Source organism: Klenkia soli (assembly GCF_900103975.1).
GTDB lineage: Bacteria > Actinomycetota > Actinomycetes > Mycobacteriales > Geodermatophilaceae > Klenkia > Klenkia soli.
The window spans coordinates 13,446-38,431 of record NZ_FNIR01000009.1; the positions used below are offsets into that span (position 1 = coordinate 13,446).

Consider the following 24,986-nt stretch of genomic DNA (forward strand, 5'->3'; position numbering starts at 1 on the left):
CCGCGCACCGCAGCTCCACGTCCCGCACCACCACGTCGGGGTTGCGGTCCAGCTCCCACCCGTCAGGTGCAAACCCGTCAAACCACGGTGGTCGAGAAACGGTCCCCAGCGGTCATGCGGTACTGATCGTGGCTGGTATGGGGCACGATGCTCCTCGGCGCTACAGAGCGGGGAAACGTTCAGTGGGCCTGCTGTGTCGTCGTCACCTGTGAGGTCAGATGTCGAAGTACATGCACCCAGTGGATCAACGGCTGGTGGACGACCTCGTCCGCACCTATCTGACGGACTCCGAGAACCAAGTCGGAGGACACCTCCCGCGCAGCCGTCAACCGGACCAGCTCCAGGGCCACGCCGTCGTGGAAGGGCTCATCTACCAATACCCGCAGGTGCTCGGAACCGACGACGTAAATCTCCAGCTATACCTGGGGTTGGGGAACCTCGGACTGCAGCTGTGGGAGCAGGAGGTAAAGGTGCTCCTCCGCGTGGGCGGGCTCGGGCACCCGGCGCTCCCCGCGATCGTGGACGGTGGCTTCGTCGAGCCGGACGGCAAGCTTGCCGCCGCGGGGATGAACGACGGATTTGGTTACGTCCGAACCGTGGCCGCTCCCTCGGCCATCGAGGACGGCGGGATTGCAACCCTGGTAGACCATATGACGCAGCGTCCGGCCGAGGCCCTCCGGTACTTCTGGCTGCTGGCCGATGCCCTAGCCATCCTCCATGACGCTCGCATCGTTCATCGCAACGTCTGGCCCGGGACATTGCAGGTGGTTCGCCGGGGTGGCGAAGCGCCACGGTTGCAGCTTGGTCGCTTCGAGCTCAGCGCCATGGTCAACAGCCTTTTACACGGACGGGATCCCTCTTTCCGGGACCAGATCAGGGACCTCCTACGAGCCCAGGGTTTGCGTGCGACGGCCTATGCGCCCCCGGAGAGGCTGCCCTTGATCTTCGGGGGCCCAGGAACCGGCGGAGATCTCGGCGGCCAGGAGGGGGACGTCTTCAGCCTCGGGATGACGGTGGCGGAGTGGTTCCTCGGGCCCTACGACGAGCAGTTCCCGGAGGACCCCGACGAGATCACCATTCGAAACTTCCAGCGCGGGGTGCGCGCACGGCTGAATGTGTCAGCCTCAGTTCCGAGCGAGCTCGCTCGACTGTTGGGCGACATGGTGGACGACGTCGCCCGTGGACGGCCCAAGATGGGTGACGTCCTGCAGCGGCTGGGCCGGCTGTACGACGGCAGCGTGTCGCGGTTTGACCAACGCATCGCCGATCTTCCCTTCCTTGTGGTGTTCCAACCGAGCTATACCGACCGGACCCTGCACGCTTGGGGAAGCATCCAGGACCCCGCGACCAGTCCGGAGGGCCGGGAGGAAGTCACGGCCCTGATCCAACGCGACCTGGCCGGCGCCGCTGTGATCACTTCTCGGGATGGCGCCCTCAAGTACGTCCAAGTAGGTGATCCCGAAGACCGTCGACGCGCGACCACCGTGATCTTCGGGGCCGAGTACGTCTGGTTTTGCGAGAAGTACTGGCGAGTCCGCGGATTCGGCAGCAAAAAGTTCTTCGAAGAGGCTCAGGTCATCAAGTACGTCCTGCGCCGCGCTGAAGCAGGCTTTGATCTCACGGACCTGCGCGCGCGGAGCCCGTTTGCACGGACCTTGCCCATGGTCGACGTCGTGCCCGACGATCTCGGAGAGACTGCCTGGGCGCGGGCGCTCGATGGCCGACCGCTGTGGTCGCTCGTGTTGGGAGATGCTCCTGAGGCGCTCCCCCGGCGCCGTAGAGAGCTCGACTTCCTCCGTGCTGTGGACTGGCTCCTGGCTTACCAGTGGGCACGCCTCACGAGCCGGTGCTATGCCTTCTCCAGCGAACCGGAGGGTACTCAGTCGCAGGTCGTCGTGCGTTGGGACCAGGACCGGGACCGGGACCGGGCCAACAAGCTGACGGCGCTGGAGGCTAAATACCTGTCGAGCGAGCGCTTGCGCCCCGGTTTCGCCGACTTCTTCTCGGCTGCCGGGGACGACGCGTCCGGCCGAATCATGACCCAGGTGTTGGCGGATGACCGCGGCCGTCCCGGGGAAGTACTCGCGCAGCTCCCGCTGAAAGACGTGCGGCTCGGGGACCAAGTCGTGTTGTCCACTCCCAAGGGGGAGCGAGTCCCTGCCACGGGCTGGATTCGCCTCGCGGAGGACGCTCCCTCCCGCGCCGCACTTCTCCGGCAGGCCGAGGCACGAATCGAGCTCGGCGACAACCGCATCCTGCTGGACCAGCTGATCGGAGGACGCTCGATCACCGGGCGGCGGCGGCGTTGGGAGCCGCTGGTCCAGGGCACGCTCAAGGGTGAGGGGCGAGAGGCGGTCCTCGACATACTCACGCAGGAGTCCCTGTTCGCCGTGCAGGGACCACCGGGGACCGGAAAGACGGAGGTTAGCTCCGAGGCGGTGGTCACATATCTCCAACGCGAGCCCGTGAATCGCATTCTCGTGTCAGCCCAGTCGCACGACGCGCTGGACAACCTTGCGCTCCGGGTGTTGCGCAAGCTCGGTGTCCTGGACGAGCGGGACAGACCCGTCGAGCGCGACTGGGTAGCCGTCCGCGTCGCGCAGGGCAAGGGCCGCGATCGGGTGGATCCACGAACTGCCCAGTTCGGGATCGACGAGGTGACCGATCGATACATCGTCGGGATCTCCCGCCGGCTGGACGAGCGGCTCAATTCGATCATTACCCAGCCTGGAAGGCTGGAACTCCTTGTGCAGTGGCGCGAGAGCGTAGCGCGGACGCCATTCGAGATGAGGCGACGCCTGCGGCGCAGCGCCAACCTGGTCTTCGCCACCTGCGGGGGTTCCACCCGTAGAACGCTGGTGGACGAAGGGACGGCTGAACCCTTCGACTGGGTGGTTGTCGAGGAAGCGGCGAAGGCCTGGCCCACGGAGCTGGCCTTGCCGTTGGTCCGCGGCCTCCGATGGACACTGGTGGGTGATCAAGCACAGATCGGGGCTTACGCGCGGCAAGACGTGCATCGTTTCCTCGACAGTTGCGAGGCCGATCCCGACGCGGAGATCCGTGCACACTGGGAACGGCGGGAGTCGTACTCGACGGCCTTCGAACTGTTCGCCGGGTTGTTCGACCCGGCGAGGGTCGGTGGCGCCACCCGCCAGCTGACCGAGCAGTACCGGATGCGTCCCGCGATCGCCGAGGTCGTCAGCCGGAGCTTCTACCCACGTACCGCGGCGGGAGAACAGCCCGGGGCAGTTGACGGAGTCAACCTCTCCGGGACCGGGACGCTCGTCACCAGGCGAGCAGACACGGACCATCTCGTCGAGTTCCCCAGAACCCTGGCCGGCCGGGCGCTGGTGTGGCTGGACACCCAGGGGGTGCACCAGGACCGGGGCTACTGGTCGAACGACGCTGAAGCACGCGTCGTGGCGCAACTCGTCCGGTCGCTGCGTCCGGAGCCGCGCCCGGCAGGCATGCCGGCGGAGGGTTATGACCTCGCCGTCCTCACTCCTTACCGGGCTCAGGTGGAATTGCTCCAGCAAAGGATGCCGGAGAGGGCCAAGGAAATCTGGACGATCGATTCCTTCCAGGGGCGGGAGGCTGATGTCGTCGTGGTGTCGCTGGTGCGTGACACGCCCCGCGCCGGGGGTTCCCCACTCGGCAGCCTGGGCCACCTGGCTGATGCCCCTCGCGTCAATGTCGCCCTGAGTCGGGCACGTGACCTGCTGGTGATCGTGGGCAGGTTCGACCACTTCGCGACGAGTGGGGTGCCTGCATGGGAGTCGGTGTGCCGAGAAGTCAAGACATTCGGCGCCGTCGTGCCCGTAGAGCGCTGACGTCGTGACGGTCACGGAGGTTTACGTGCCCTGCCGCCTGCTTCGGATCCGAGTGCGGATGGGGCTCGCCGGCGACGTGTCCATCGTCGAGCAATTCGTGCTCCGCGCGATCCGCTCGGGCGGCGCCACGACGGTCACCGAGCTCACCAACACCCTGGAGCTTTCGCCCCGCATCATCACGGACTGCTTGGGGGATCTGTGGCGGGCCGGGCATGTGCACCTGGACTTTCTCGACGACCGCGAATCCATCACGCTCACGGAGGAGACAGAGAGGCAGGTCAGCGCTGGTGACGTCGGTGCCATCCGGAGCACCTACGAGACCTCTGATGTCCGCGAGATGGCCTTTGACAGCCTGGTTGGTCGGATCGTCCCGACGCGGGCGACGTCACGGCGCGTTCCGCACAACGTCCGAGTGCCGCGGATGCCCGATGACCCAGGGCCGCTCGACCTGGGCGCTGCTGCGCTGGCTGCTGCTGTGGAGCGTGACCTGACCCGGTGGATCGACGGTGGTGACGTGGTCACCACCGAGGGGGCGCTGCGGGTACTGGATGCCTACCTCGACCCGGAGCAGGTCCGGGAGACGGTGACCGCGGGATATGTCCCGCTGGTCGTGTCCGTGGTCGAGGATGCCGACCTGGGGCTGCGGGTGACGGCGACCGACCAACTCCTCACGCGCGCAGAGCGCGACCGCGCCACGCGTCGCTTGCAACGACTGATCGACGACGATCCGCGCGGGTCTTTCGTCCGAGCCCTGGCTGGCCTGGCAACCGCCGCCCCGTCGGTAGCAGTAGCCCCCTTGCTGGCCCTGGTCTCGGCACTGCGGAAGCAGGTGTCCACCCTCCCGGAGGTCGTCACGGGTACGCGCCAGCACGAGCACGATCGGATGCGGCTGGCGTTCTACGACGTTGTGCATCAGGCGTCCCGGGCATGGACGGCGCAAACCGAGGTGGTTCTCGTCGACAGCCCCCAGGATCACGAGCAGGTGGTCGGGCGTCTCATCGATGGAGCTATGACCCAGGTGGTGCTTTGCGCAACTTGGCTGCGCTACAACGGCGTCAGCCGGTTCTTGCCGCACCTCGAGCGAGCAATCGATAGGGGCGTGCAGGTCGTCCTGTTGTGGGGCGCACGGGTGGATGACACGCTGGATCAGCCGATCATCAACGCCGTCCACAATCTGCAACGTCGTGGCGGTCCCGCAGCCGATCGCGTCCTGGTCAAAACCCGGGTACCCGCTCAGGTTAACGCCAGGTTGGTCGTCTCGGACGACCGGCAAGCACTCGTGACGAGCCATGACTTCCTGGGCGGAGGGACCAACTCCGACCTCGGGCTGCTCGTCTCAGCTGTTCGGGACCACCGGTCGGAGATCGTGGAATCGTTGCTCAGCTGGACTTGCACCCTTTTCCCGGACCTCGACCTCGCCCAGGCCATTATTCGGGATAACGCAGCGTTCGGCCGACGGAGCGAGCCTGCAGTGCTGGCAGCAGACATCGCGGTGCCGGCGTTCCACTCGTCCCTGGATGCGGGCTCGCCTGCTTCTGCGCAGGTCGCGATCTGGGCAGGGGCTTGGGCCGCGGCGGTGGAGGAGCTGGCCCGGCTGGTGGAGGACCTTCCCGCGACTGCGTCCACGGTGACGGACGCTGAGCATCAGGTGTTGCTCCGGCGGGCCCTCGACACTGCGGAGAGGCACGTCCTCGTGGCCGCGCCGCGGTTGTCCGGTCGGGTGGTCGACGCAACGATCCTCACCGCGATCACAACCTGTCTGCAGCGAGGCGCCGACGTCACGATCGTCTACGGAGACCTGGCCGACGACTCCCGGTCAGCGCGGACAGCCCTGATGAAGCTCTCCCGCCCCAGGGAGCCCGGCCTGGGCCGACTCGAGCTTATGCACGACCACAACAACCGTGCGCGCGTGTTGTTGTGGGACGACGAAGTCGCGCTCGGCAGCTTCGACCACCTCTCCCACTCCGGTCACCGCAGCGGGCGCAGCCGGCACCGGAACCGAGGCGAACTCAGCCTCCGGGTCACCAACCCCAGCCTGGCCGCGACGATGCTCACAACGTTCGGGGTGTTCCCACCCGTGGCCGGCATGGCAACGGCCATCAACCGCAGCAGCGTGGCCAGCGGCGATCTGGTGCTCGCTCAGGCTGCGCTGGAGGTACTCGCGAAGCCCGGTGAGCGTCTCGTCGGCGGCCGGCTCGCTGCCCTGGCCGCCCGCGGCACCACAGCCACGGCAGTCCTCGACGCCCTGGAGCACGTCGGCGCCTCCGCCGGTGACCAGGAGCGGCTCTGCGCAGCAGTCCTGTTGGCCGGAACTGACGTGCCCGTCCCCTGGTGGCAGCGACTACTGGAGCTGGTCTGGATGCGACACGACTTCTTGGCCGCGTTAGCCATCCGGGCTGTGGTCGACGACGACGGTGTCCGTCCGCGGCGGGCGTTGGTGCGAGCAGCAGCCGCATGGGCGGCCGGGGACAGCTCGGAGCAGCTTATGAACGCCGCGATTGAGGACGGTCTCGACGGTGCCGAGCGGGACGCCCTGGCCACCGTGGCGGTCTCTGATCTGGTGCTCCGTGGGCACGTCGCAGCGCACGAGGTTCTGGACTCGTGGTCGCCCCAGCTTGAGGGGGACGTGGGGGAGCTCGCGCGGGCCGCCTTGGCGCTGTCCCGAGCGGCATCGGCGCCTCTGCCGGTGAGCAGACTGCGGGCTGCTGCCGCGGCCGCGCGCACCCAGGAAGAGGCCGACACAGCCTGGGAAGTGCTGCACGGCGCATTGCAGCGGTTGCGCAACTTCCCGCCCGGCTTCATCAGTGGCGACCTGCTGAAGACCTGGGCCTTCGGCGACGGTGGTCCGCTGGCACAGCTCGAGCTGCTGGCGCACGGTCACGACGTCGAGGGGGTTGGCCGGTGGCGGGCAGCTCAGGTGACATCGGATCCGCACGGGTGGTTGGCGTGGTGCGCTGACCGAGCCGGGGCTCGGGAGATCGTCGGCAACCGGCGCACGTCGATGGTGGCCAAGGTGGCGGCCATCCTGGGCGCTGTAAACAACGTGGCCGAGATCGGCGGGTCGACCCAGCCAACAGGCGAGAGCCCGGAGGTCGGGCAGTTCCTGGCAAAGGCCGGACCACTGATCACGAAGCTTGCGATTCGGGCGCCGGACTCCATCAACGGCCACCTGACGCAGGCGACCGCACGGTCGATGGCGGCTGCCCTGGAGGGAATCCTGTGAGTGATGGCGTCGTGAGCGACCTTCTGACCAAGGTCCCCTGGCAGCACCCAGACCTTTTCCCCGACCATTGCCAGGCCGTCGCTGCGGCACAGGTGGATGACGACGAAGCTTTGGGGAGGCTGGCCCCGCGGCTCCTGGTCGGCCTCACCGAGTCGTTCGGCCCCGAGGAGGCCGTGCTCTATCTGGTCATGACCGGCGAGTTCCAGGCAGCTAGCCGGCTGGTGGAGGTCCTGGCTGACCGACGCATGCTCGACGAAGGTCGGGAGGCGGAGTTGTTGGGGATCGTCCTCCGAGCTCGCGATGCCGCCGTGGACGGGCTCGCGGCCCGGGTGCAGGCCCTCGTCGACCGTGGCGACAGAGTGGGTCATCCCGTCGACGGTGCGGAGTCTGTCGTACCGCACGGTCAGATTTCCCTGGCTGCCGCAGAAGCGCAGTTGGCCGACCACGAGACCGCCCTTGTCGTCCACGAGCGCGCGGTGGACGACGTCCTCCGGAGAGATCTCGCAACGGCGGGCCGGCCGGCCGGGGACCGCTGGGTGCGACACGTGGAGGAGTTGCTCGACGTGGGTGAGTACCTCGCCGCTCGCCGCGCACTCCAGATGGACCCCACGACTTTCACCCCAACGCTGCCGCTCGGACTCGTCGATCAGAGCTGGCCGTGGCCCAGCTCCACGCGAGCGCAGATTGGCTATTGGTTCCGCGGGGACACTGCGGCGTCCTCCCGCCCCGCGCAGTTCTCGGCGTACATCCCCGCGCCGGGTGACCGAGCGGCGCGGGAGGTGGTGGATGCCCTCCAAGCCTTATTCGCCGAGGAGTCCGGCGCACGACTGCGTTGGCTGCACGCCGTGACAGGTCTTGTCGGCGGCCACCTCCTGACAGAACGGACCGAGGACTCAGGAGACGCGGCGTGCCGGATCCGCTTGGCTCAGGACCCACAACTCCCAGAGTTGACGTTCGTCGGCCGAAGCGGCTCAGTGATGCTCCGAACGGCCGACACCGCGCCGGACGCAGCACCCGGTGCGATGGATGTTCGGGTGTCCATGCGGCTGACTGCGCCCTCGGGGCGGGCCGAACCTGTTCTGGACATCAGCTCCGTGCTCGCTCTTCTGGTCCACGACGAGCAGGGATATCCGCTGAGCCAGGAGGGACGTCGGCTGGCGTTCCTACGGACGATAGCCAGCCAGGCGGACCCCGAGGAGCTCCTCAGCGAGGGCATCTTCGACGGCGACACCCACCAGGACGTCGAGGTCCACGTGTGGTGGGCGCTGTACCTCCTTGGCTTCAGGCCGCGGCAGAGCCAGGTCGCCGCATTGCTCGAGCGCTGCGGCAACCACCCGGGGGTGCTGCGCCTGACCATGGTGCGCGAGGCTGCCCGGGCGCGGGCCGAGCATTCAGACTTTGACACCTCGACGCTGATGACCAGCCCGGCACACCGGGACGACGTCGAACGGACAGTGCACAACTCTCTCACGCCGGCAGCGCGCCTCGTCCTCTTCACCATGCTCACCTGGCCTGATGACGTCCTGGACGAGACCACCCTGCAGATCGGCCTGCTTGCGGTCGAGGATGAAGCCGGACTGCCCGGGATCGTCGAGATCATGACAAGCACGGGGATCATCGACCTCTCGCGTGTGTTCCGAGAGCTGGAGCGTGCTGGACACCTGCTGGGCCGACCGCCGGCTGGTGTCGGCCGACTGAATTGGTGCTCGTGTGGAGTCGAGCGGCTCCTGGCCCGGCGGGCACCTCAGAACATCGCCGCATCGTCACTGCGCGAGCTGGTGGCGTCGGCCAGGGCCGAGGTGGTCGACGCTGCGGATGCCCGACTAGCCCAAGTAGCTCTGCAACTCGCCTGGCATAACTGGGACAACCTGACCAGACACCTCACGGACGTTCCGGACGCAGCAGCCGAGAAGGAGGTGGCAGCCCGCGCGGATCAGACCAAGCGGGCATGGGACGAGGAGAGCGAAACGCTGTCCCTCGGCCGCGTCTGCGAAAGCGCCATGCGCCAGGTCCGTCAGGCGGCCTCGTGCGACATACTGACGGGTAAGAATGTGGCCGGACTCGAGGTGCGCGGGGGCCTAAACAAGCTGCTCCAGGCGCTGACCGCGCTCATCGGCAACGCAGCGGAATCGGCCGGTGCGCGGCCCGCCAGTGCCGGAGCGGGAACGGTGGTGGTGAGCTACGGGCCCAGCCCCGATGGCGCGTCCGCGTTCATCGACATCGAGGACGACGGCGAGGGCGTGCCAGAGGTGGTCCGGCGCAGCTTCGCAGCCGACCTACCCATGACCACCAAGGAACACGGCCACGGCATCGGCCTGCTGGGGGCCGCCTACTGGCTGCGAGCCATGCAGGGGGACTTGGAGATCCTCGGCAGATCACCCACGTGGAAGGGGGCTCACCTACGCATCACACTACCCCTGGCGCACTAGACCCGCGGGTCTCCATACAGGCTGTCGAAAGCTCGGACTGTCTCCTGAACCAGGGGCAGTGACCCCTTGGTGAACACTGACCACAATCGCTCGACGTCCATCTCCAGTTTGGCGAACTCCGCGCGAGCTGCTCCGCGGGCCGTCAGCCGCTTCTCGGCTTTGCGCACACGGTCAGGGAGCCCGTCTCCCAATCGCTTCAGGAGTGCGGCGTCGGGATCAGTGCTGAGCGCATCTCCGACGGCATCGCGCAGAGCGGTGTTCGCAGCTCCCTTAACCACGTAGCTGACCAGGTGGTAGTCGCGCATCACCTTCTGCAGGTCGGTTCCCGGTGCAGGTTGGACGGTCATCAGGATGGCCGGCAGAGACGTCTCTCGGGCCAGGTGGTCGACGATCACCAGACCTTCTTGGTCGACGTTGTCCACCTGCAGGTGAAGGTCGACGAGCGCTAGATCGAAGATCCCAAGGTCGTCCTTCAGATCCCAGAACTGCTGCAGCGAGCTGATCACCGTTGCGTCGTGCTCCCCGAAGAGGGCGCGGAGCCGGTCACCGATCTGGTCGTCCACGATGAGCAGACGCCGGCGCCGGATCCTCAACTGCAGGCGGACGAGTTCCTCCTGCAAACCCACCAGTTCTCTGACCTCTGGGACAGCCCGCAACCTGGGTAGGGGCCCGGCACCCCAAAGGGCCAGAGCTCGCTGAACGGATTCCGGAGACGGGTCGGTGATCGCCTCTTGATAGGCGTCGCGGAACCGGACGAGGTCCGACGTGACCTGCTCGGCGAAGCCGTACGGGTCGTCGGTGATCGCCACAACCCTCCGAGCCCTCGTGACGGCGGTCTGCAGCGCGCCGTGTGCGACGTCCGGGCGCATGACGGAGCTTCGCAGCAGTTCCTGCCGGACGCGGTCCGGCGCCCGGAGGGCGAGGACCGCCAGCACGCACGCGACTTGAGGCGCCAAGTCCGTGCGTTGGCCATCGCGGGTAACCGAGGTGGCGGCACCAAAGAACTCTAGAACGGCCGGTGGCGCCCCGGGCTGAGTCGGTACTCGCCGCTGACCGTCCGGCTGCTCAGTGTCAGGCATAAGTCAGTACAGCTCCCTCGCAGGTCAGCGCTCCGCCGGGATCGTCGTTGCCACAGCACCGACCGTTCAGGGAGGTTACGCATGGCACCGCGGTTTGCACTACATGCACACTCCGAGACCCGCGCCGCCGGGCCGTCGTCCATACCGGACCGTGCAATCAGGGGTCGGCGCATCCTGCCACTGGTCGCGGACGATCCCGCCTTCATCGGCGGGATCCGGCTGATTCACCGGCTGCCACCGGGCGGGCAGGGCTGTGACGTCTTCGTGGGGAAGACCAGCCCGGGCTCCGGTCGAACGGCTGGTTGCGCCGTCGTCAAGGTGCTGCCTGCCTCGGCCGACCGGACGGCCCGCCGACTGTTCTCGCAGGAGGTTGCTGTCGCAACGTCTGTGCGGAGCAAGCTTGTCCCCGAGGTGTTGGCGGCCGATCTGCGCTGCACGACCCCGTACTACGCACAGGAATTGGTCCCGGGACTTCCGCTCTCGGAACTGTTGTCCATCGGCGGCGGGCGTCTCGGTTCGAAGGACACCGAGACGGTGGCGATCGAGCTACTCCGAGCCCTGGCGGACGTGCACGCCCAGGGGATCATCCACGGTGACGTCAAGCCCGGAAACCTGGTTGTGGACGACGCCCGCCTGTGGCTGATCGACTTCGGGCTCGGGCGCATGACCGGCGAGGACGACACCGGGCTCCTGGTCCAGCGCGGAACCAAGCACTACTCCAGCCCCGAGCACTTCCGCGTCGACACCGCACTCAGCAGTGCAAGCGACGTCTTCGCTTGGGGGCTCGTGGTTGCTCGGTCCGCGTCGGGCCGGCACCCGGTGGACCCCACGTTGCTGCTCGACGACCGCGCATATTACCGCGCCCTCACGACCGGTGCCCGGGACCTCTGGCCGCTGACCGGTGCTCTGCGGACCGCGGTGGAGCGGTCGCTGCACCCGGAGCCCGATGCGCGTGGCGCGGCAGCGGGACTACTCGCACTCCTCGACCCCGGGCGCCGTCCCGTGTTCCCGCCCACCCCCGACTGCGCCCCTACCACGACGGTCAGGCGATACGACACCGAGGAGATCTCATGACGAAGATTCATACCGAGCTAGACCCGACGCGGCCTAGCTCGGACGCCGACCAGGCACGGCAGACCACGACCAGGCCGCGGCGTCGCCGGCTGCGACGCACCCGGCTGATGCTCAAGGTGCTCGCCGCGTTGGTCGTCGCCGTCGAGGCACCCACAGTGGTCGCGGTGGAAGGACTCCAGTCGTCGAACCCGGCGTCTAGCTCGTACATGGACGAGTCCCCTGGTTACACGTACGGCGGGTTCGTGGACATCGAGCACATCAGCCGCAACCTGATCGTCGTGGCAGTGAGCCAGGAGGACGCCCAGTTGCCTTACCGCAACGGCCCCTTCGACGTGTCCGACTTCATCGACCGGGCACAAGTCTACCTGGAGGGTGGGGAGGACCCGAGCGGCTCGACCATCCCGCAGCAGCTGGCCAAGAACCTCTTCCTGGACGGTGAGCAGACATCGTGGCGCAAGGGCGTCGAGGCGTTCCTCGCCGCGCACCTGTCGTTCCTGCTGACCGACGCCCGAATCCTGGAGCTATATCTGAACTACGCGCAGTTCGGGCCGCAGCTGTTCGGGATCTGCGCCGCCAGCTGGTACTGGTTCTCCCAGCCTCCCAGCTACCTCGAGTTGGACCAGGCGGCGATGCTCGTCGGTCTGCTCCCGTCACCCTCCCACGTCCGTCGCGGGATGGAAGGAGGCATGGACTTCACGGAGGCGCTGGCCGCAGGGGAAGACACCAGCTACAGCACCTACAACCGAGCTGTGGCCCTCGCCCCGGAGTGGTTCGCGCGGAACGGCGGCTACCAGCTGAGCGAAGACCTCGGAGTTGTGGGACTCGCCCACGAGCAGCCGCCCAGCGACAACGACTGCTCCGAGATGCCGCTCGTCGTGCGAGACCGTCTCGTGGATGAGGGCTACGCCGTGCCGTGATCCGGGCCCCCGGTCAGGGCCGGCTGAGTACCCGCAACTCGCACCGGGTGTGAGATGCCCTGCCGCGGCAGGGCATCTCACACGTCGGCGGCTGAGCTGAACGGACCCGACAGAGCGGCCCACTGGAGGAGCAGGACGGTCTTCGCGTCGTCGATGCAGCCCTCGCGAACCTGGGCCAGCGCCTCGGTGAACGGGAGCTCGAGCACCTCGATGTCCTCCCCCTCCTCCACCAGCCCACCACCGGCACCCGACCGGTCGGCCGCCGAGTAGGCCGCGGCGAACAGGTGCAGCCGCTCGGTCACCGACCCCGGGCTCATCCACGGCGCCATCACCAGCTCCACGTCGCGCAGCTGCACCCCCAGCTCCTCCGCCGCCTCCCGCTTGATCGCCGCGACCGGGTCTTCGTCGTCCAGCAGACCGGCCGCGGCCTCCACCAGCAGACCGTCGGGGTGCCCGTTGACGTACACCGGCCACCGGAACTGCCGGGTCAGCAGCACCGTGCCGCGCTCCACGTCGTAGGGCAGCACCGCCGCGCCGTCCCCGCGGTCGTAGGTCTCGCGCTGCTGGGTGCTCCACGTGCCGTCGGCCCGCCGGTGGTCGAACGTCGTCTTCCGCAGCACGTGCCAGCCCGCGCACAGCAGCTCCACGTCGCGCACCACCACGTCGGGATTGCGGTCCAGCTCCCGCCCCGTCAGGTGCAGACCCGTACGACCGCGGTGGTCGGGGACGTCGGCGCCCGGCTGGCTCACGAGCCGGCCCCCAGCACGGTCGCCGTCCCGCTGACGGTGATGCCGCCCTCGGCGGGGACGTCGACCAGCAGCACGCTCGGCCGGCCCACGTGCCGGCCCTGGTGCACGGTGAACCGCGCCGGCGGTGCCACCGCGCCCAGGTGCCGCAGGTAGGCGCCCAGGCTCGCCGCCGCCGAACCGGTCGCGGGGTCCTCGGTGATGGCGCCGACCGGGAAGAGGTTGCGCGCCTCGACCACGCCGTCCCCCCGCTCGTGGACGACGGTCACCGTGCCCGTCCATCCCTGCGCGTCCATCAGCGCCCGGACGGCGGCGGGGTCGAAGCCGAAGCCGTGGAAGCGGGCCCGGTCGGCCACGACCACCACCGGGTGCCAGTTGCCGGCGAACGCCTCCAGCACCGGTCGGCCCTCGGCCACGTCGGCCGGGGTCAGCCCGAGCAGGCCCAGCAGCTCGTCGCGGACCGGGGCGTCGAGCTCGCGGACGGCCGGCGGCACGCTGGTGAATGCAGCCACCACGGCGCCGTCCTGCTCCGTCGTCCCGATGTGCACGGTGCCGGCCGGGGTGTCGAAGCGCAGCGGACCGGCGCCCGCCCGGCCGGCCACCGCCACGGCGGTCGCGATGGTCGCGTGGCCGCAGAAGGGCACCTCGGCGTGGGGCGAGAAGTAGCGGACCACCAGGTGCCGCGGGTCACCCACGGCGGCCGGGTCGACCACGAAGGCGGTCTCGGAGAACCCCACCTCTGCTGCGAGGGCGAGCATCGCGGCGTCGTCCAGACCCCGGGCGTCGAGCACCACCCCGGCCGGGTTGCCGCCCTCGTCGCCGTCGGGGAACGCCGTCATGCGCAGCACCTCGGTCACGGCCGGCAGCCTAGGGGCCGGTCGCCGACCACCGCCCCGGTTCAGCGCGGTCCGGGGGTCACGACGACACCGGCCGCCGTCCCGAGGGGGGACGACGGCCGGTGGGCGGTGCTGGTGGATCAGGAGGCGCGGCGCCGGGTGGCGACGAGGGCGCCGGTGCCGGCGACCAGCAGGCCACCGCCGAGCAGCGCCGCGGTGGTCACCGGGGAACCGGTGTTGGCCAGCACGGCGGGCTGCGCGGCGGCCGGGTGCGTCACGACGACCGGAGCGGCCGCGACCGGGGTCGCGACGGGGTGGGTCGGCTCGGCCGGGACGACGACGGGCTCGGTCTCGCAGGCCTTCAAGCCGGCCTCGCCGAAGCCGAGGAACTCCCCGTCGTCGGTGCCGAAGCCCTCGGCGAGGGCGAACGCGAAGCTGATCCCCGTGGACGGCGCGGAGAAGTCGGCGCCCTCGGTCTCGGTGAACGAGTAGCCCTTGATGGCGCCCTGCGCGTCGGCCTCGATGTCCTCGACGAAGACCGGCTGGCCGTCGGGGTAGGTGAAGTCGATGTCCTCGGAGCCCAGCAGCAGGGTGTAGGTGACGCCGGCCTCGAGGCCCGTGGCGTTGACGACGAAGGTGAAGGTCTCGGGGTCGGCGCAGTCGCCGTCGGGCAGCACGTCGACCCACACCTCGGCGTCGGGGTCGGTGCCGGTGTCGCAGGGCTCGGGGTGGATCGGGTCGCCCTCGACGGTGCCCTCGTCGTCCGAGGTGCCCTCGACGTCGGTGAGGTCACCCTCGGCGGCCGCCAGGATCGGGGCTTCACAGCCGGAGCCGGTGTCGACGGGCGACGTGTCCTCGGTCGCCGACGCGATCCCGGTCCCACCGGTCCACGCCGCGATCAGGGCCGCACCCACCACTGCACACTGCCGAACTCGCACACTTGCTCCCAGCGCCGGGGCCCGCCGCTGCGGCAGGCCGGTGACGTCCTCCGGCGGGACGTCCTCGGGGAGGCTCACAGTTGGCTGAGGGTTCCAGGGGTGTTCGGTGCCGGAGTCCTGTGACGGGACCGTCCGCACCAGCGAGCCTGATCGCAGCGTGACGATTCGTGCACGAACCCTCAGGGGTTCTGCTGCCCGAGGTCGACCCACGGGGCCGTCCCGGCCGCGCGGGTGATGACGGCGAAGCCGGCGTAGGGGCGAGTGACGGGCGGCGGCCAGGCGCCGTGCCCAGCGGTCTGGCCGTCGAGCCACTCCACCCCGTGCTCGGTGACGGCGGCGTTGAACCAGTGACCGCCCGTCGGCCGGCCCTGCTCGTCGGCCCAGTTGACGAGCACGATCGCCACCGTCCCCTCGGGGAGGACCTGCAGGGCACGTCCGATGCGCTCGTTCGCGGACGCCGTGAACTGCGGGGAGAAGACCGGGGCCTCGTGGTCCCACGCGCGCCAGCCGGGCCGCACCCCGGCCCAGCGCCACATCTCGTCCAGCTCACCCGGTTTCGTGCCCCAGAACCGGTGGTCGTCTAGCACCCGCGCCCCGTTGTCGCCGAACGCGGCCCGGGCGTCGCGACCGTGCAGCAGGTCGGCCACCGCGCGGGAGCAGTCGCCGCAGTTGTTGCTCCACGGCATCCGCGCGGTGACCGGGTAGCGGTCGTGGTGCGGGTTGACGAAGGGCAACCACCGGAGCGCGTTCGTGATCGCCTCGGTGACCGAGGTGGGGGTCCAGCCGGCCACCGCACGCCGCATCGCCTCCCGCGCGGACAGGCCGGGGTCCACGTGCCGGTGCGGCTCGACCCGCGTGCGCAGGACGCCGGGTGCGTCGTGCGCCGGGCGGGTCACCTCGAACTCGGTGACCCGCATGCCCACGAAGCCGTCGGCGGAGAGGACGCCCTGCACGCGGAAGTGCCGGACGACGCCCAGCTGCAGCTGCCGGGTCAGCTGCAGCACCTCGCGCCCGTGCCCTCCCCGATCGGCGAGCTCGTTGCGCAGCTGGCCGATGTCGGCGGTCGTGCCGGCCTGCTGGAGCCCGGGGCGGCTCCCGCTCAGCGCGTCGTTCTCGGCACCGGCCACCGTGACGACGGCGAGCCGGCCGTCCGCCAGCTCGACCAGCTGCCGGTCCTCGGACCCCGCCAGCACCCGCACCGCCTGGCCCAGGTGCTCGGCCAGGGTCGGGGCGACCGCCGTGGCGACCCACTCCTCGCCCGCCCAGCGCAGCTCTGCCCGGCGCCGCGCCCTGGTCTCGTGGTGATCGGCGGCTTCGGTCCGCTGGATCAGCTCGAGGACGTGGGCGGCGCCCTCGACGACGTCCGCCCGGTGGGTGAACAGCGACGCGGCGACCAGGCCTTCGTCGACCACCCGGGCGAGGCCACCGGCGCGGGGTGCCTCGACCCAGCCCTGGGCCGCGTCCCAGACGAGGACGGCGGAGCCCGCGGCGATCGGCCGGGCCACCCCCGGCTCGGTGATCCGGTGGGTGCGCGCGTCCAGCGTTGCCCGCTGGGCCAGCCAGTGCGACGACGGTCCGCCGCCACCGGGCCGCGTCAAGGCGGTGACCAGGTCGCCGAGGAACGCCGACGCCGCGGGGGTGAGGGGTCCGTCGTCGAGGTGGAAGGCGCCGACGGTCCACATCTGCAGGGGCCGGTCGGGATCGGTGCGGGCCCACGGGTTGGGGCCGGTGCTCACCCGGACCGTCGAGCCGTCGGCCAGCAGCAGGACCCGACCCGGCAGGGTGCCCTCGAGGCCCTCCCAGAGCACGTCGGCCCGGGACTCCGCCAGCACGTGCTCGAGCGCGAGTGCGGCATCGGCGCCGACCGCCAGCGGACCGTTCAGCCTTGCTGGTCGCGGAGCCTCTGCCGGTCGTCCGGGGTCGCCGACATGCCGAGCGCGCGGCCTTCCTGGTTGCGGCACATCTCCAGGAGTCGTTCCGGGGTGGGCAGCGTCGTCCCCTTCAGCCGGGCCAGTTCTTCCGCTTCCTCCCGGGTCGCCGGCTCCAGCAGGACGTACGGGTCCTCGTCCGCCTGGTGCGCGATCTCGCTGGCGCTCATCGGGTCCCAGATCCAGGTGCCACTCGGGACGTCGAACAGGATCGTCTCCTGTCCCCCGTCCACCACCCAGTGGCTGGCCAGGATCTGCTTCGTCCCGAGCTTTCGCCAGGTCGCGATCTGGTAGTCGAAGACCTTCTCCTCTTCGCGCTCCTGGGCCTCGTATTGCACCAGCAGATCCAGTCGTTCCTGTCCCGGGTCCTCCGGGAGCTCGGTGTACGGGGCCGTCGATCGCCCGTGAATCTGATCTATCGCCCGGAACTTCTCCCAGCTGGCCCGATCCTTCGCCCTCGCCCTCTCCCATAGCGGCCATCCGGGGTGGTTGGGGTCCGTCATCACTGACCTCTCCTTCTACTGACGGCGCCTGGGCCGATTCACTGTTCAAAGCAGCAACGATGAGCCCCGCACTTGCGGGAGTGATCTTGGCGTGGAGCAGGGCGTTCAGCGGCGACCCGTACTTGCGATGCGTCAACCCCCTGAACTTGATCGCCAGTTGCGGCTCCTTCGCGAAGATCCGTTCGGGCCCGTTCGGCTTCGCGGGCCCCAAAAGGTCCAGCCCCAAGGGAAAGCGGTCCTCGACAGCCTCACGCCGGACGATGTCGAGGATTCTGCCCAGCGCTACGACCCGGTCGAATGGATCGCCCTTGGGGAATCGCATCGTCTCGTAGAGCTCGTGCGTCTGCTTTCCCACGGTCCAGGACTGCGGGGTGGGGAACTGCATCTCCACCCGCTGGCCGGTCACGGCGTGGGTCATGACGACCAGCAGGCCGTGGTGCCGGTTGCCGATCGCCCAGGTGTTGCGCCAGTCGTCGTGCTGCTGCCCCGGCGCGGGGACCGCAGGCACCGACCACCCCAGGGTCCGGAACACCGCCAGCGCCTCCAGCACCGACTCGCCGTAGCGCTCGGGCTCGATCTGCAGGGAGAACCGGACGAGGTCGTCCATCGACCAGATGGTCGAGGCGAACGTCGACCCACCCTGGATGGAGGGCTGGATCTTGCGGGCCGCCGACTGCAGGCTCTTGACCGCGTTGGCCAGCCCGACGGCCTCCGCCACGGGCAGTCCCTGCGCAGCCAGGTGGCCGACGACCTCGACGAGCTGGTCCTGCACGAGGTCGGCCCACACCTGACCGTGCGCGACCGCCTCCACCAGGTACCGCCGCAGCGCCTCGGGCATGCCGTCGTAGAGCGCCTGCTCCGCCGATGGCGGACCCCCCGGTGGCTGACCGCCGTCCTGTCCAACTGCAGCCTCCGGCCCACGCCCGTTGCCGACGACCTCGGCCGCCGCGTCTCCTGCCGACGCCCCGCCCGCTACGGCGGCTGCCGGACCCGGCGGTGGCGCCGGGTCGGCGGCAACCCAACCCGGCGCGGTGGGTCGTTCAGCAGACGCTGGCGGGGAGGCCGGGGTGCTCCCCCCGGGTGCTCCACCCGCACGGTCGGCCAGATCCGGCGAGGAGGTGTCCGAGCTGGCCGGGCCTGCACCACGGGGCGGGGAAGAGCCGTTGGTCGTGGTGGCTGGCGGTCCGGGCTGGTCGGCATGCACGGACTGCGGGGTGGACGACTGCAGGGGCGCCGGATCCGTGGGCCTGACGTCCGTGGGCCTGAGATCCGTGGGCCTGAGATCCGTGGGCCTGATGTCGGAGGGGCCGACGTCCAAGGGGCCGACGTCCGAGGGTGTCGTGCCTGCAGGGGTAGCGGCCTGGGTGCCCAGGGAGGTGGGACCGGCCGGGGAGCCACCCGACGTCGGCCCCACGGTGACGGTCGCTGATAGGGCCGTCGCGGACGGGGTCCCGGCCGGTCCCGGCGCCGCGACCTGGGGACCTCCACCGGCGGGCGGCACCGTCGTCCTGACGGGTGCGGGCGGGGTGCCTGTGCTCGCCCGGTCGGGGACGGCGTGCGCCGCCGTCCCGCGCAGGGCCTTGCCTTCCACCGGGTCCGCAGCCGGCCGGAGGGCCTGCTGCAGCGTGTGCCCGGCGAGGGCGTCGACGTGCACCCGCGCCAAGGTCTGCGCCGGGTGCACCGCAGCGGTCAGGACCGCCGGGTTGGTCGGGCTCACCGTGCCGTACCGCCCGAGCGCAGCCATCGCGGCCATGCCGAAGGTCGACGCGTCCAGCGCCGGGAACCCCTGGCCGGTCAGCAGGCTCGCCGCCACGCCACCCACCGGCGAGGCCACCGCGTTCGTGCTCGCGGTGGCGGCCAGCCCGCCGGTGAGCCGGAGGCCGACGTTCCCGCTGCGCGCCAGGAACCGCCCGTCCGCGCCCAGCCCGGCGATCGCGGTGAACCGTCGGGTCGAGCGCAGCCGGGTGAACACTGGTGCGACCGCACCGGCCCCGACCGCGCCGCCGACGCCTCCCCCCACTGCGGCCATCACGGTCGACAGGCCGTTCCAGTCGGGGCGGGTGCCGTCGGACACCTGGTACGTCTGCGTGCCGACGTCGACGACGAGCTCCTCGAGCACCTCCTCGACGGCCTCGTGGGCGAGGTGGTGGGTGGCGGAGTGACCCGCTCCCCGGCCCACCCCGGTCAGGGCGGCGTCCGCGACGGCCCGGCCCATGTCCCGCACGACCGCCCGGCGCCCGGCGGCGGTGGCCAGCTGCTCCAGCGCCCGCAGCACGGCCTGCCGCCCGAGCTGCGCGGCCGGCCCCAGCGTGGTCAGCGACAGACCCCCGACGGGGGCCATGACCAGGGCGATCACCACGGCCGCGGCGGCGACCGCGACCGCGATGTTGACCGAGACCTTGGCGTACTGCAGGTCGACCCCGAACCCGGCGACCTGCCCGGCGACGGCCGCAGCGTTCTGCACGTGCCCGGGCAGCCCGACGTCCGGCGAGCCCAGCAGGCTCCGGGCCAGGTCGTCGAAGGTCCCGGACGCCGGGGCGTCCCACGCCGCGAGCAGGTCGACCGCGGCGGTCTGCAGCGTGTCCGCGGCGTCCGCGAGGCCCTGGGCGAGCCCGGACCACTCCTCCGCCAGCTCCCGGACGGCGCTCTCGCTGCCCTCGGGCCACGTCGAACCCGAGAAGACGACGGCGAGCAGGTCGTTCCAGAACCCGTCGCCGTCCAGCCACACGAAGGGGCTGACGACGTCGTCCGGGTTCTGCACGTTCAGCGCCGGCCGAGGAGCTGGTCGTGCATCACGTCGACCACCCGCTCGTCGTCCCCGTTCAGCACGGCCCGCACCTGCTCCCGGTCGGCCACGCCGGACAGCAGCTCGACCACGCGGTCCTCGGCCGTCCAGACGGCGTGCTCGATGGTCTCGGTGATGAGGTCCGCGAGCCGGCGGGCGTCCCGGTCGCGGAAGACGCGGGGGTCCAGGTCGAGCCGGACCACTCGCCCCTGCGGGCCGACCGTCACCGACACGAGGCCGTCCGGGGAGGTCTCGGTGGCCACCACCGCGCGGGCGCGCCGGGCCAGCTCGGGCCCCTGCTCGACCAGCGCCGCCAGGTCGACCTGCAGCTGGTCGGCGTACGCGCGGACGTCGTCCAGCCGACGGCGGGCGGGCTCGGTCATGGCTGCTGTCTCCTCCTCGGCCGGGGGTGGCGGATGGGGCGCCACCGTAGAGCCCGCCGTCGGACCGGGCCCGCCGTCGCCGGCCAGGAAAGCGGCGTGGAGCTGCGGGTATGCGGTTGTCCACAGGCCTCCGGTGGAGGTGCTCGACAGCCCCTACAGTCGCCACCGCAGCCAACCGGACCGAGGGAGGACGACGACCATGAGCGACAGCACGCACGTCGACACCGACGCCCTCCTCGCCTTCGGCAACCACCTCGTGACCTACCTGGTCGGCGGTCGGGGCGAGGGCTACGGCGCGGCCACCGCCCAGGCCCAGGCCGACGTCACCGCCGCCTCGCCCGGTATCAGCGGGATGCGGGAGATCGCCTACGCCGGCAGCAGCTACGCCGCGTCCGCCGACGCCGCCGGGCAGTTCCTGCGCGACACGTGCGACGGCCTGCTCGCCCTCGCCTACGTCGCCGGCCAGGTGGCCGAGACCTACCGCGCCGGCGACGCCGAGCAGGCCGACCAGATGGCCGCCGTCACCGCCGCGTTCACCCCACCGCCGGGGCAGCCGAGCATCGCCTCCCGCAACGCGGAGGCCGCCGTGCGCCAGGCCGCCGACGGCGCCGTGGCCGTGCTCACCGGTCTGCTGGACGGCGCGGCACCGTCGGTCACCGCGCAGGTCGGCCCACGTGCGACGGGCGGGAGCACCGTCGACCACGGGCCCGGGGACCCCCAGGAACCGGCGAACACCCGGATCGGGCGGTACGTCGACGAGGTGGACTCCCACGACGCCTTCGTCTCCGCCGGCGGGCACGGCGGCTCCGCCGAGGACTACTACGACCCCCGCGCGGAGTTCGACGAGGCCGTGGCCGACGCCGAGCGGCTCACCCGGCGCGATGGCATCCGCTACGTGGTCGACGTCGACGAGCACGGGAACAGCGAGGTGGTGCAGGCCGATCCCGACGACGTCCCCCACGTCGCCCCCACCGACTACACCGAGGCGACGTCGTCCCCGGTGGTCACCTACCCCTACGCCGGCGGCGGTGGCTGAGCGTGCCGCCCGTCCGCACCGACCAGACCGGGGGCTACCCGGTGGCCCCGGTCGAGTACGACGCCGACCCCGGCGGCGACTTCCGGTTGCTCGACATCCGCGACATCTACCAGCGGCTCATGCTCGAGGACGACGCCGCCCTCGACCAGGCCGCCGCCGGTTGGCAGGCCCTCGGCCAGCGGTTCTTCGGGGGCGCGTCCGCCCTCCGGTCCGGCTCGACCGCGCTCGCCGACGCCTGGCAGTCCGACGCCGCCACCGCCTTGGTCGACCGGGTCACCGCCGCGGCCACGTCGTTCGACGCGTGGGGCTACGTCGCGGTCGACCGGGCCCACGAGGTGTCCGACCTCGCCACCGCGCTGCGCTCCGGCAAGTCCCGCCTCCAGCAGCTGTGGGCCGAGTTCCACCACGCGACCGGGGAGCTGCTCACCCCGCCGCCCGACCTCACCGCCGAGCAGCGCCAGGAGTGGCGGTCCCAGGTCGCCGGCGCACCCGCCGTCGAGGTCAACGTCCGCACCTACACCCAGCAGGTGCTCGACGAGGTGGTCAACCCGCTCGCCAACCGGTTCTCCGAGGCGGCGCTGTCGTTCACGGTCACCGGCCCGGTCTACGCCGGCCCGACGAACGCCGCCGTCCCGTCCGACGCCGCGCTCGTCGCGCTGACGAACGGGAGCTGGCTGCCGGACGGCGCCACCGCTCCCCCGGTCCCCGCCGTCCCCGCAGCGCCGACGACCCGATCGGCACCGGCCGTGCCCGCCGTGCCCGCGCCGGCCCAGGCGGCCGCCGCGGCGCTCCTGCCGTTCCCGACCCCGGCCGCTGCTCCGGTCCCGCTGTTCCCGACCCCGGCCGTCGCGCCGGTCCCCCAATTCCGGTCCCCGGCTGCCGTCCTGGCCACCGTGTCCGACGCGCGGGGCGTCGTCGGCATCAGCCAGCAGCCCGGGCGTCCGGGCGGCCGTGGTGCATCGGCACCCGGCGCCCTCCCGGTCGGTCTCGCGGCGCTGCCGGGGCGGCAGGCCGGCCCGGTCGGTGGTGCGCCGGTCCTGGCCGCGGCTGGTGCGGCTCCGGCTGCGGCGTGGCTCCCCAGCGCACCGGGAGTCCCGGGCGTCGTCCGGGCGCCCGGCGCCCAGCCTCCGCCCGGCCTCCCCCGGGTTCCCGGAGCTCGCGGCATTCCCGGTGCTCCAGGGGTTCTCGGTGGTCACGGGGTTTCCGGTGGTCACGGTGCCGAGGCAGCTCCGGGTGCCCCGCGCTCCCCGGCACTTCCGGGATCGCCGGGTGCGGCACGAGAGCCCAGCGGCCCACGCGGGGCGACACCGCCACCGGGTGCGGCACGAGGGCCCGGCAACCCGCGCGGGGCGGCATCGACGCCGGTCCCCCGCCTACCCGGCCGGACGGGCGGACCGGGCACCCCGCCACCGCCTGCGCCCCGGCGTCCGGCGAGCACCTCCCCCCAGCTCGGGGGGCGGACGACGCGCACCGTCGCGACCGACTCACCGGGCGGTGGCCCGGCCGGCCGGGCGCAGCTGCCCGGCCGCGGGCCCGTGAGTCCCCCCACGTCCGGGGCGCACCGCGCGCCACGTCGGTGGGACCGGTCCGGCAACGGACCGCGCGTGCAGCAACTACGTCCCGGAGGGCTCGATCCTGGACTGCTGGCACCCGCCCCTGACCTGGGGGCGCGTCCGCCACACCCCGCCCCCTCGCCCACACCGGCTGAGCGGCGCGACGCTGACCGCGCCCGGCGTCGGGCCGAGTGGGACGCCGCCCGGCGCCAGCACCGCCCCCCGCTCACCCCCTGATCAGGCCGGCCGACCGGTCAGCGGGGGTGGAGGGCCTGCTGCGCCGGGGCGAGGGCAGCGGCCTGCACCTCGTCGGAGGCCAGCGACGCCTGCACGGCGGTCCGGACGGTCGTGCCGAGGTTCTCGAACCGGCTCGCCACCGAGTGCGCAGCGCTGCGGGACGGCGTCGCGCCCTCCGCGTAGACCCCGCCGAAGCGCCGACCGTCGGCGTCGCCACCCCAGGGTTGCGCGGCCTCCGCCGCCTCGATCGCGGTCGAGCGCTGCGTCACCGTCTGCCGCAACGCCTCGACCGAGGCCTGCCAGTTCCGCAGCGCGGCGTCGGCCGCCTCCGGATCGATGTGGACCGACTCGTACGCCATGGCTCCCCCGCTCGCGGCTGGCTCGGACACGCGGCGGGCAGTTCCCTCGCCGTCGTACCGGCACGCTGCCACCCGCGGAACGGGGGTCGCAATCGCCCCGACCAGGCCTGTGGACAACTCGGTCGTCGGCCGTCCCGGCGCGGCATCCTGCTCGACGTGCTCACCGCGCAGCTCGGGCTGCACCCGTTCCGCGGGTCGACCGCGGTGCAGGAGGGACTGCTCACCCGGGGCGTCCTGCGCTCGCGTCGGTTCAAGCGGCTCTACCCCGATGTCTACGTCGCGGCCGGGGTCCAGGTCACGCACGCGGTGCTGGCCGCAGCGGCCACCGTGCTGCTGCCGGGCGCGGTGGTCAGCGGGGTGAGCGCGCTCGAGGTCGCCGGGGTGCCGTGCGCGCTACCCGGCGACCGCGTCGAGGTGACCGTGCCGCCCGGGCACCGCGGGGTCGCGGTCCCCGGGCTCCGCGTCCGACGGCGTGCGTTGCCCGACGGGCAGGTGTTCGCGGACCTGCGTGGGTTCTTGCGGCTGCACCCCGCGGCCGCTGCGGTCGAGGTGGCGGCCGAGCGCCGTCCGCACATGGAGGCCGTCGTGGTGCTGGACCAGGTCGCGCACCACCGGGTGGCCGGTCCGGCGGCGCTGGAGCTCTTCGCCGGAGCCTTCCGTGGAAGGGGACGGCAGCAGCTGCTCGCCGCCCTGGCCGACGCGGACTTCCTCGCCGAGTCACCGCAGGAGACCCGGCTCCGACTGCCGCTGCACGCCTCTGAGCTGCCCAAGCCGGAGGCCCAGCACAGGATCCGGACGAGGGGCGGCCGGAAGCGGCGGCTCGATTTTGCATGGCCAGACATCCGGTTCGCGGTGGAGTACGACGGGGAGCACCACGCCACCCGCCTGCCCGAGGACCGGGCCCGGCTCAACGAGCTGCAGGAGCTGGGCTGGCGGGTCTTCTACGTCACCAGAGCGGACATGCGGGACATCCCCGCACTGGTCGCCGCGATCACCCGCGCCTACGAGGCCTGCCTCGCCCACCGACTGGCGTCTCAGGGCTGAGATCCAGCCCATCCCGAACCCCCAGACGCCACTCGCAGAGCCCAGCCCGGGCCGCACACACCGAATGGCGTCTCAGGGCTCAGATC

At 71.2% G+C, this 24,986-nt stretch carries 15 protein-coding genes; 8 read left to right on the forward strand and 7 right to left on the reverse strand.

The window, feature by feature from the left end; translation table 11 throughout:
• The first annotated feature begins 218 nt into the window (after positions 1 to 218).
• From BLS67_RS14505 to BLS67_RS14515, 3 genes are read left to right on the forward strand one after another with little or no spacing between them, the layout of a single operon-like run.
• The gene (locus BLS67_RS14505) at positions 219 to 3,830 is read left to right on the forward strand and encodes an AAA domain-containing protein (RefSeq protein WP_091246497.1); all 3,612 of its coding nucleotides are present in this window, start codon (positions 219 to 221) and stop codon (positions 3,828 to 3,830) included.
• A gap of 4 nt (positions 3,831 to 3,834) precedes the next feature.
• Positions 3,835 to 7,053 carry a phospholipase D-like domain-containing protein gene (locus tag BLS67_RS14510; RefSeq protein ID WP_091246499.1) on the forward strand — a complete coding sequence of 1,073 codons (3,219 nt, stop codon included), beginning with the start codon at positions 3,835 to 3,837 and terminating at the stop codon, positions 7,051 to 7,053.
• Positions 7,054 to 7,064: 11 nt separating this feature from the next.
• On the forward strand, positions 7,065 to 9,482 hold the full coding sequence (locus BLS67_RS14515) for an ATP-binding protein (protein ID WP_131801742.1): 2,418 nt from the start codon (positions 7,065 to 7,067) through the stop codon (positions 9,480 to 9,482).
• On the opposite strand, the gene BLS67_RS14520 is transcribed toward BLS67_RS14515, so the two are convergent.
• Positions 9,479 to 10,417, reverse strand: a complete 939-nt coding sequence (locus tag BLS67_RS14520) for a hypothetical protein (RefSeq protein ID WP_091246503.1) — start codon at positions 10,415 to 10,417, stop codon at positions 9,479 to 9,481. The genes BLS67_RS14515 and BLS67_RS14520 overlap by 4 nt on opposite strands.
• A 225-nt stretch (positions 10,418 to 10,642) precedes the next feature.
• Between BLS67_RS14520 and BLS67_RS14525 the strand changes: the two genes are divergently transcribed.
• Both BLS67_RS14525 and BLS67_RS14530 read left to right on the forward strand, forming a co-directional pair.
• On the forward strand, positions 10,643 to 11,635 hold the full coding sequence (locus BLS67_RS14525) for a protein kinase domain-containing protein (protein ID WP_091246505.1): 993 nt from the start codon (positions 10,643 to 10,645) through the stop codon (positions 11,633 to 11,635).
• A gap of 107 nt (positions 11,636 to 11,742) precedes the next feature.
• Positions 11,743 to 12,552 carry a biosynthetic peptidoglycan transglycosylase gene (locus BLS67_RS14530; protein WP_165617602.1) on the forward strand — a complete coding sequence of 270 codons (810 nt, stop codon included), beginning with the start codon at positions 11,743 to 11,745 and terminating at the stop codon, positions 12,550 to 12,552.
• A gap of 77 nt (positions 12,553 to 12,629) precedes the next feature.
• On the opposite strand, the gene BLS67_RS14535 is transcribed toward BLS67_RS14530, so the two are convergent.
• From BLS67_RS14535 to BLS67_RS14550, 5 genes are all read right to left on the reverse strand, one after another.
• Positions 12,630 to 13,301, reverse strand: a complete 672-nt coding sequence (locus tag BLS67_RS14535; protein WP_242654096.1) for an NUDIX domain-containing protein — start codon at positions 13,299 to 13,301, stop codon at positions 12,630 to 12,632.
• Positions 13,298 to 14,155 (reverse strand): PhzF family phenazine biosynthesis protein, encoded by an 858-nt coding sequence (locus BLS67_RS24475; protein ID WP_242654097.1) that lies wholly within the window; start codon positions 14,153 to 14,155, stop codon positions 13,298 to 13,300. The genes BLS67_RS14535 and BLS67_RS24475 overlap by 4 nt, the downstream gene beginning before the upstream one ends.
• A gap of 119 nt (positions 14,156 to 14,274) precedes the next feature.
• Positions 14,275 to 15,048: an LPXTG cell wall anchor domain-containing protein gene (locus BLS67_RS24755; protein WP_091246509.1), complete on the reverse strand. Its 774-nt coding sequence runs from the start codon at positions 15,046 to 15,048 to the stop codon at positions 14,275 to 14,277.
• Positions 15,049 to 15,251: 203 nt separating this feature from the next.
• On the reverse strand, positions 15,252 to 20,264 hold the full coding sequence (locus tag BLS67_RS24760; protein ID WP_091246511.1) for a WXG100-like domain-containing protein: 5,013 nt from the start codon (positions 20,262 to 20,264) through the stop codon (positions 15,252 to 15,254).
• 2 nt (positions 20,265 to 20,266) lie between these two features.
• Positions 20,267 to 20,671 (reverse strand): YbaB/EbfC family nucleoid-associated protein, encoded by a 405-nt coding sequence (locus BLS67_RS14550; RefSeq protein WP_091246512.1) that lies wholly within the window; start codon positions 20,669 to 20,671, stop codon positions 20,267 to 20,269.
• 199 nt (positions 20,672 to 20,870) lie between these two features.
• Between BLS67_RS14550 and BLS67_RS14555 the strand changes: the two genes are divergently transcribed.
• On the forward strand, positions 20,871 to 21,707 hold the full coding sequence (locus BLS67_RS14555) for a hypothetical protein (protein ID WP_091246514.1): 837 nt from the start codon (positions 20,871 to 20,873) through the stop codon (positions 21,705 to 21,707).
• A 2-nt stretch (positions 21,708 to 21,709) separates the two neighbouring features.
• Positions 21,710 to 23,497, forward strand: coding sequence for a hypothetical protein (locus BLS67_RS14560; protein ID WP_091246515.1), 1,788 nt, complete (start codon positions 21,710 to 21,712; stop codon positions 23,495 to 23,497).
• A 17-nt stretch (positions 23,498 to 23,514) separates the two neighbouring features.
• Here the strand turns inward: BLS67_RS14560 and BLS67_RS14565 are convergent, their stop codons facing one another.
• Positions 23,515 to 23,856, reverse strand: coding sequence for a hypothetical protein (locus BLS67_RS14565; protein ID WP_091246517.1), 342 nt, complete (start codon positions 23,854 to 23,856; stop codon positions 23,515 to 23,517).
• A gap of 156 nt (positions 23,857 to 24,012) precedes the next feature.
• On the opposite strand from BLS67_RS14565, the gene BLS67_RS14570 reads away from it, so the two are divergent.
• Entirely contained in the window at positions 24,013 to 24,900 is an 888-nt protein-coding gene (locus tag BLS67_RS14570) for an endonuclease domain-containing protein (protein WP_207500607.1), read from the forward strand.
• Positions 24,901 to 24,986: the final 86 nt, after the last annotated feature.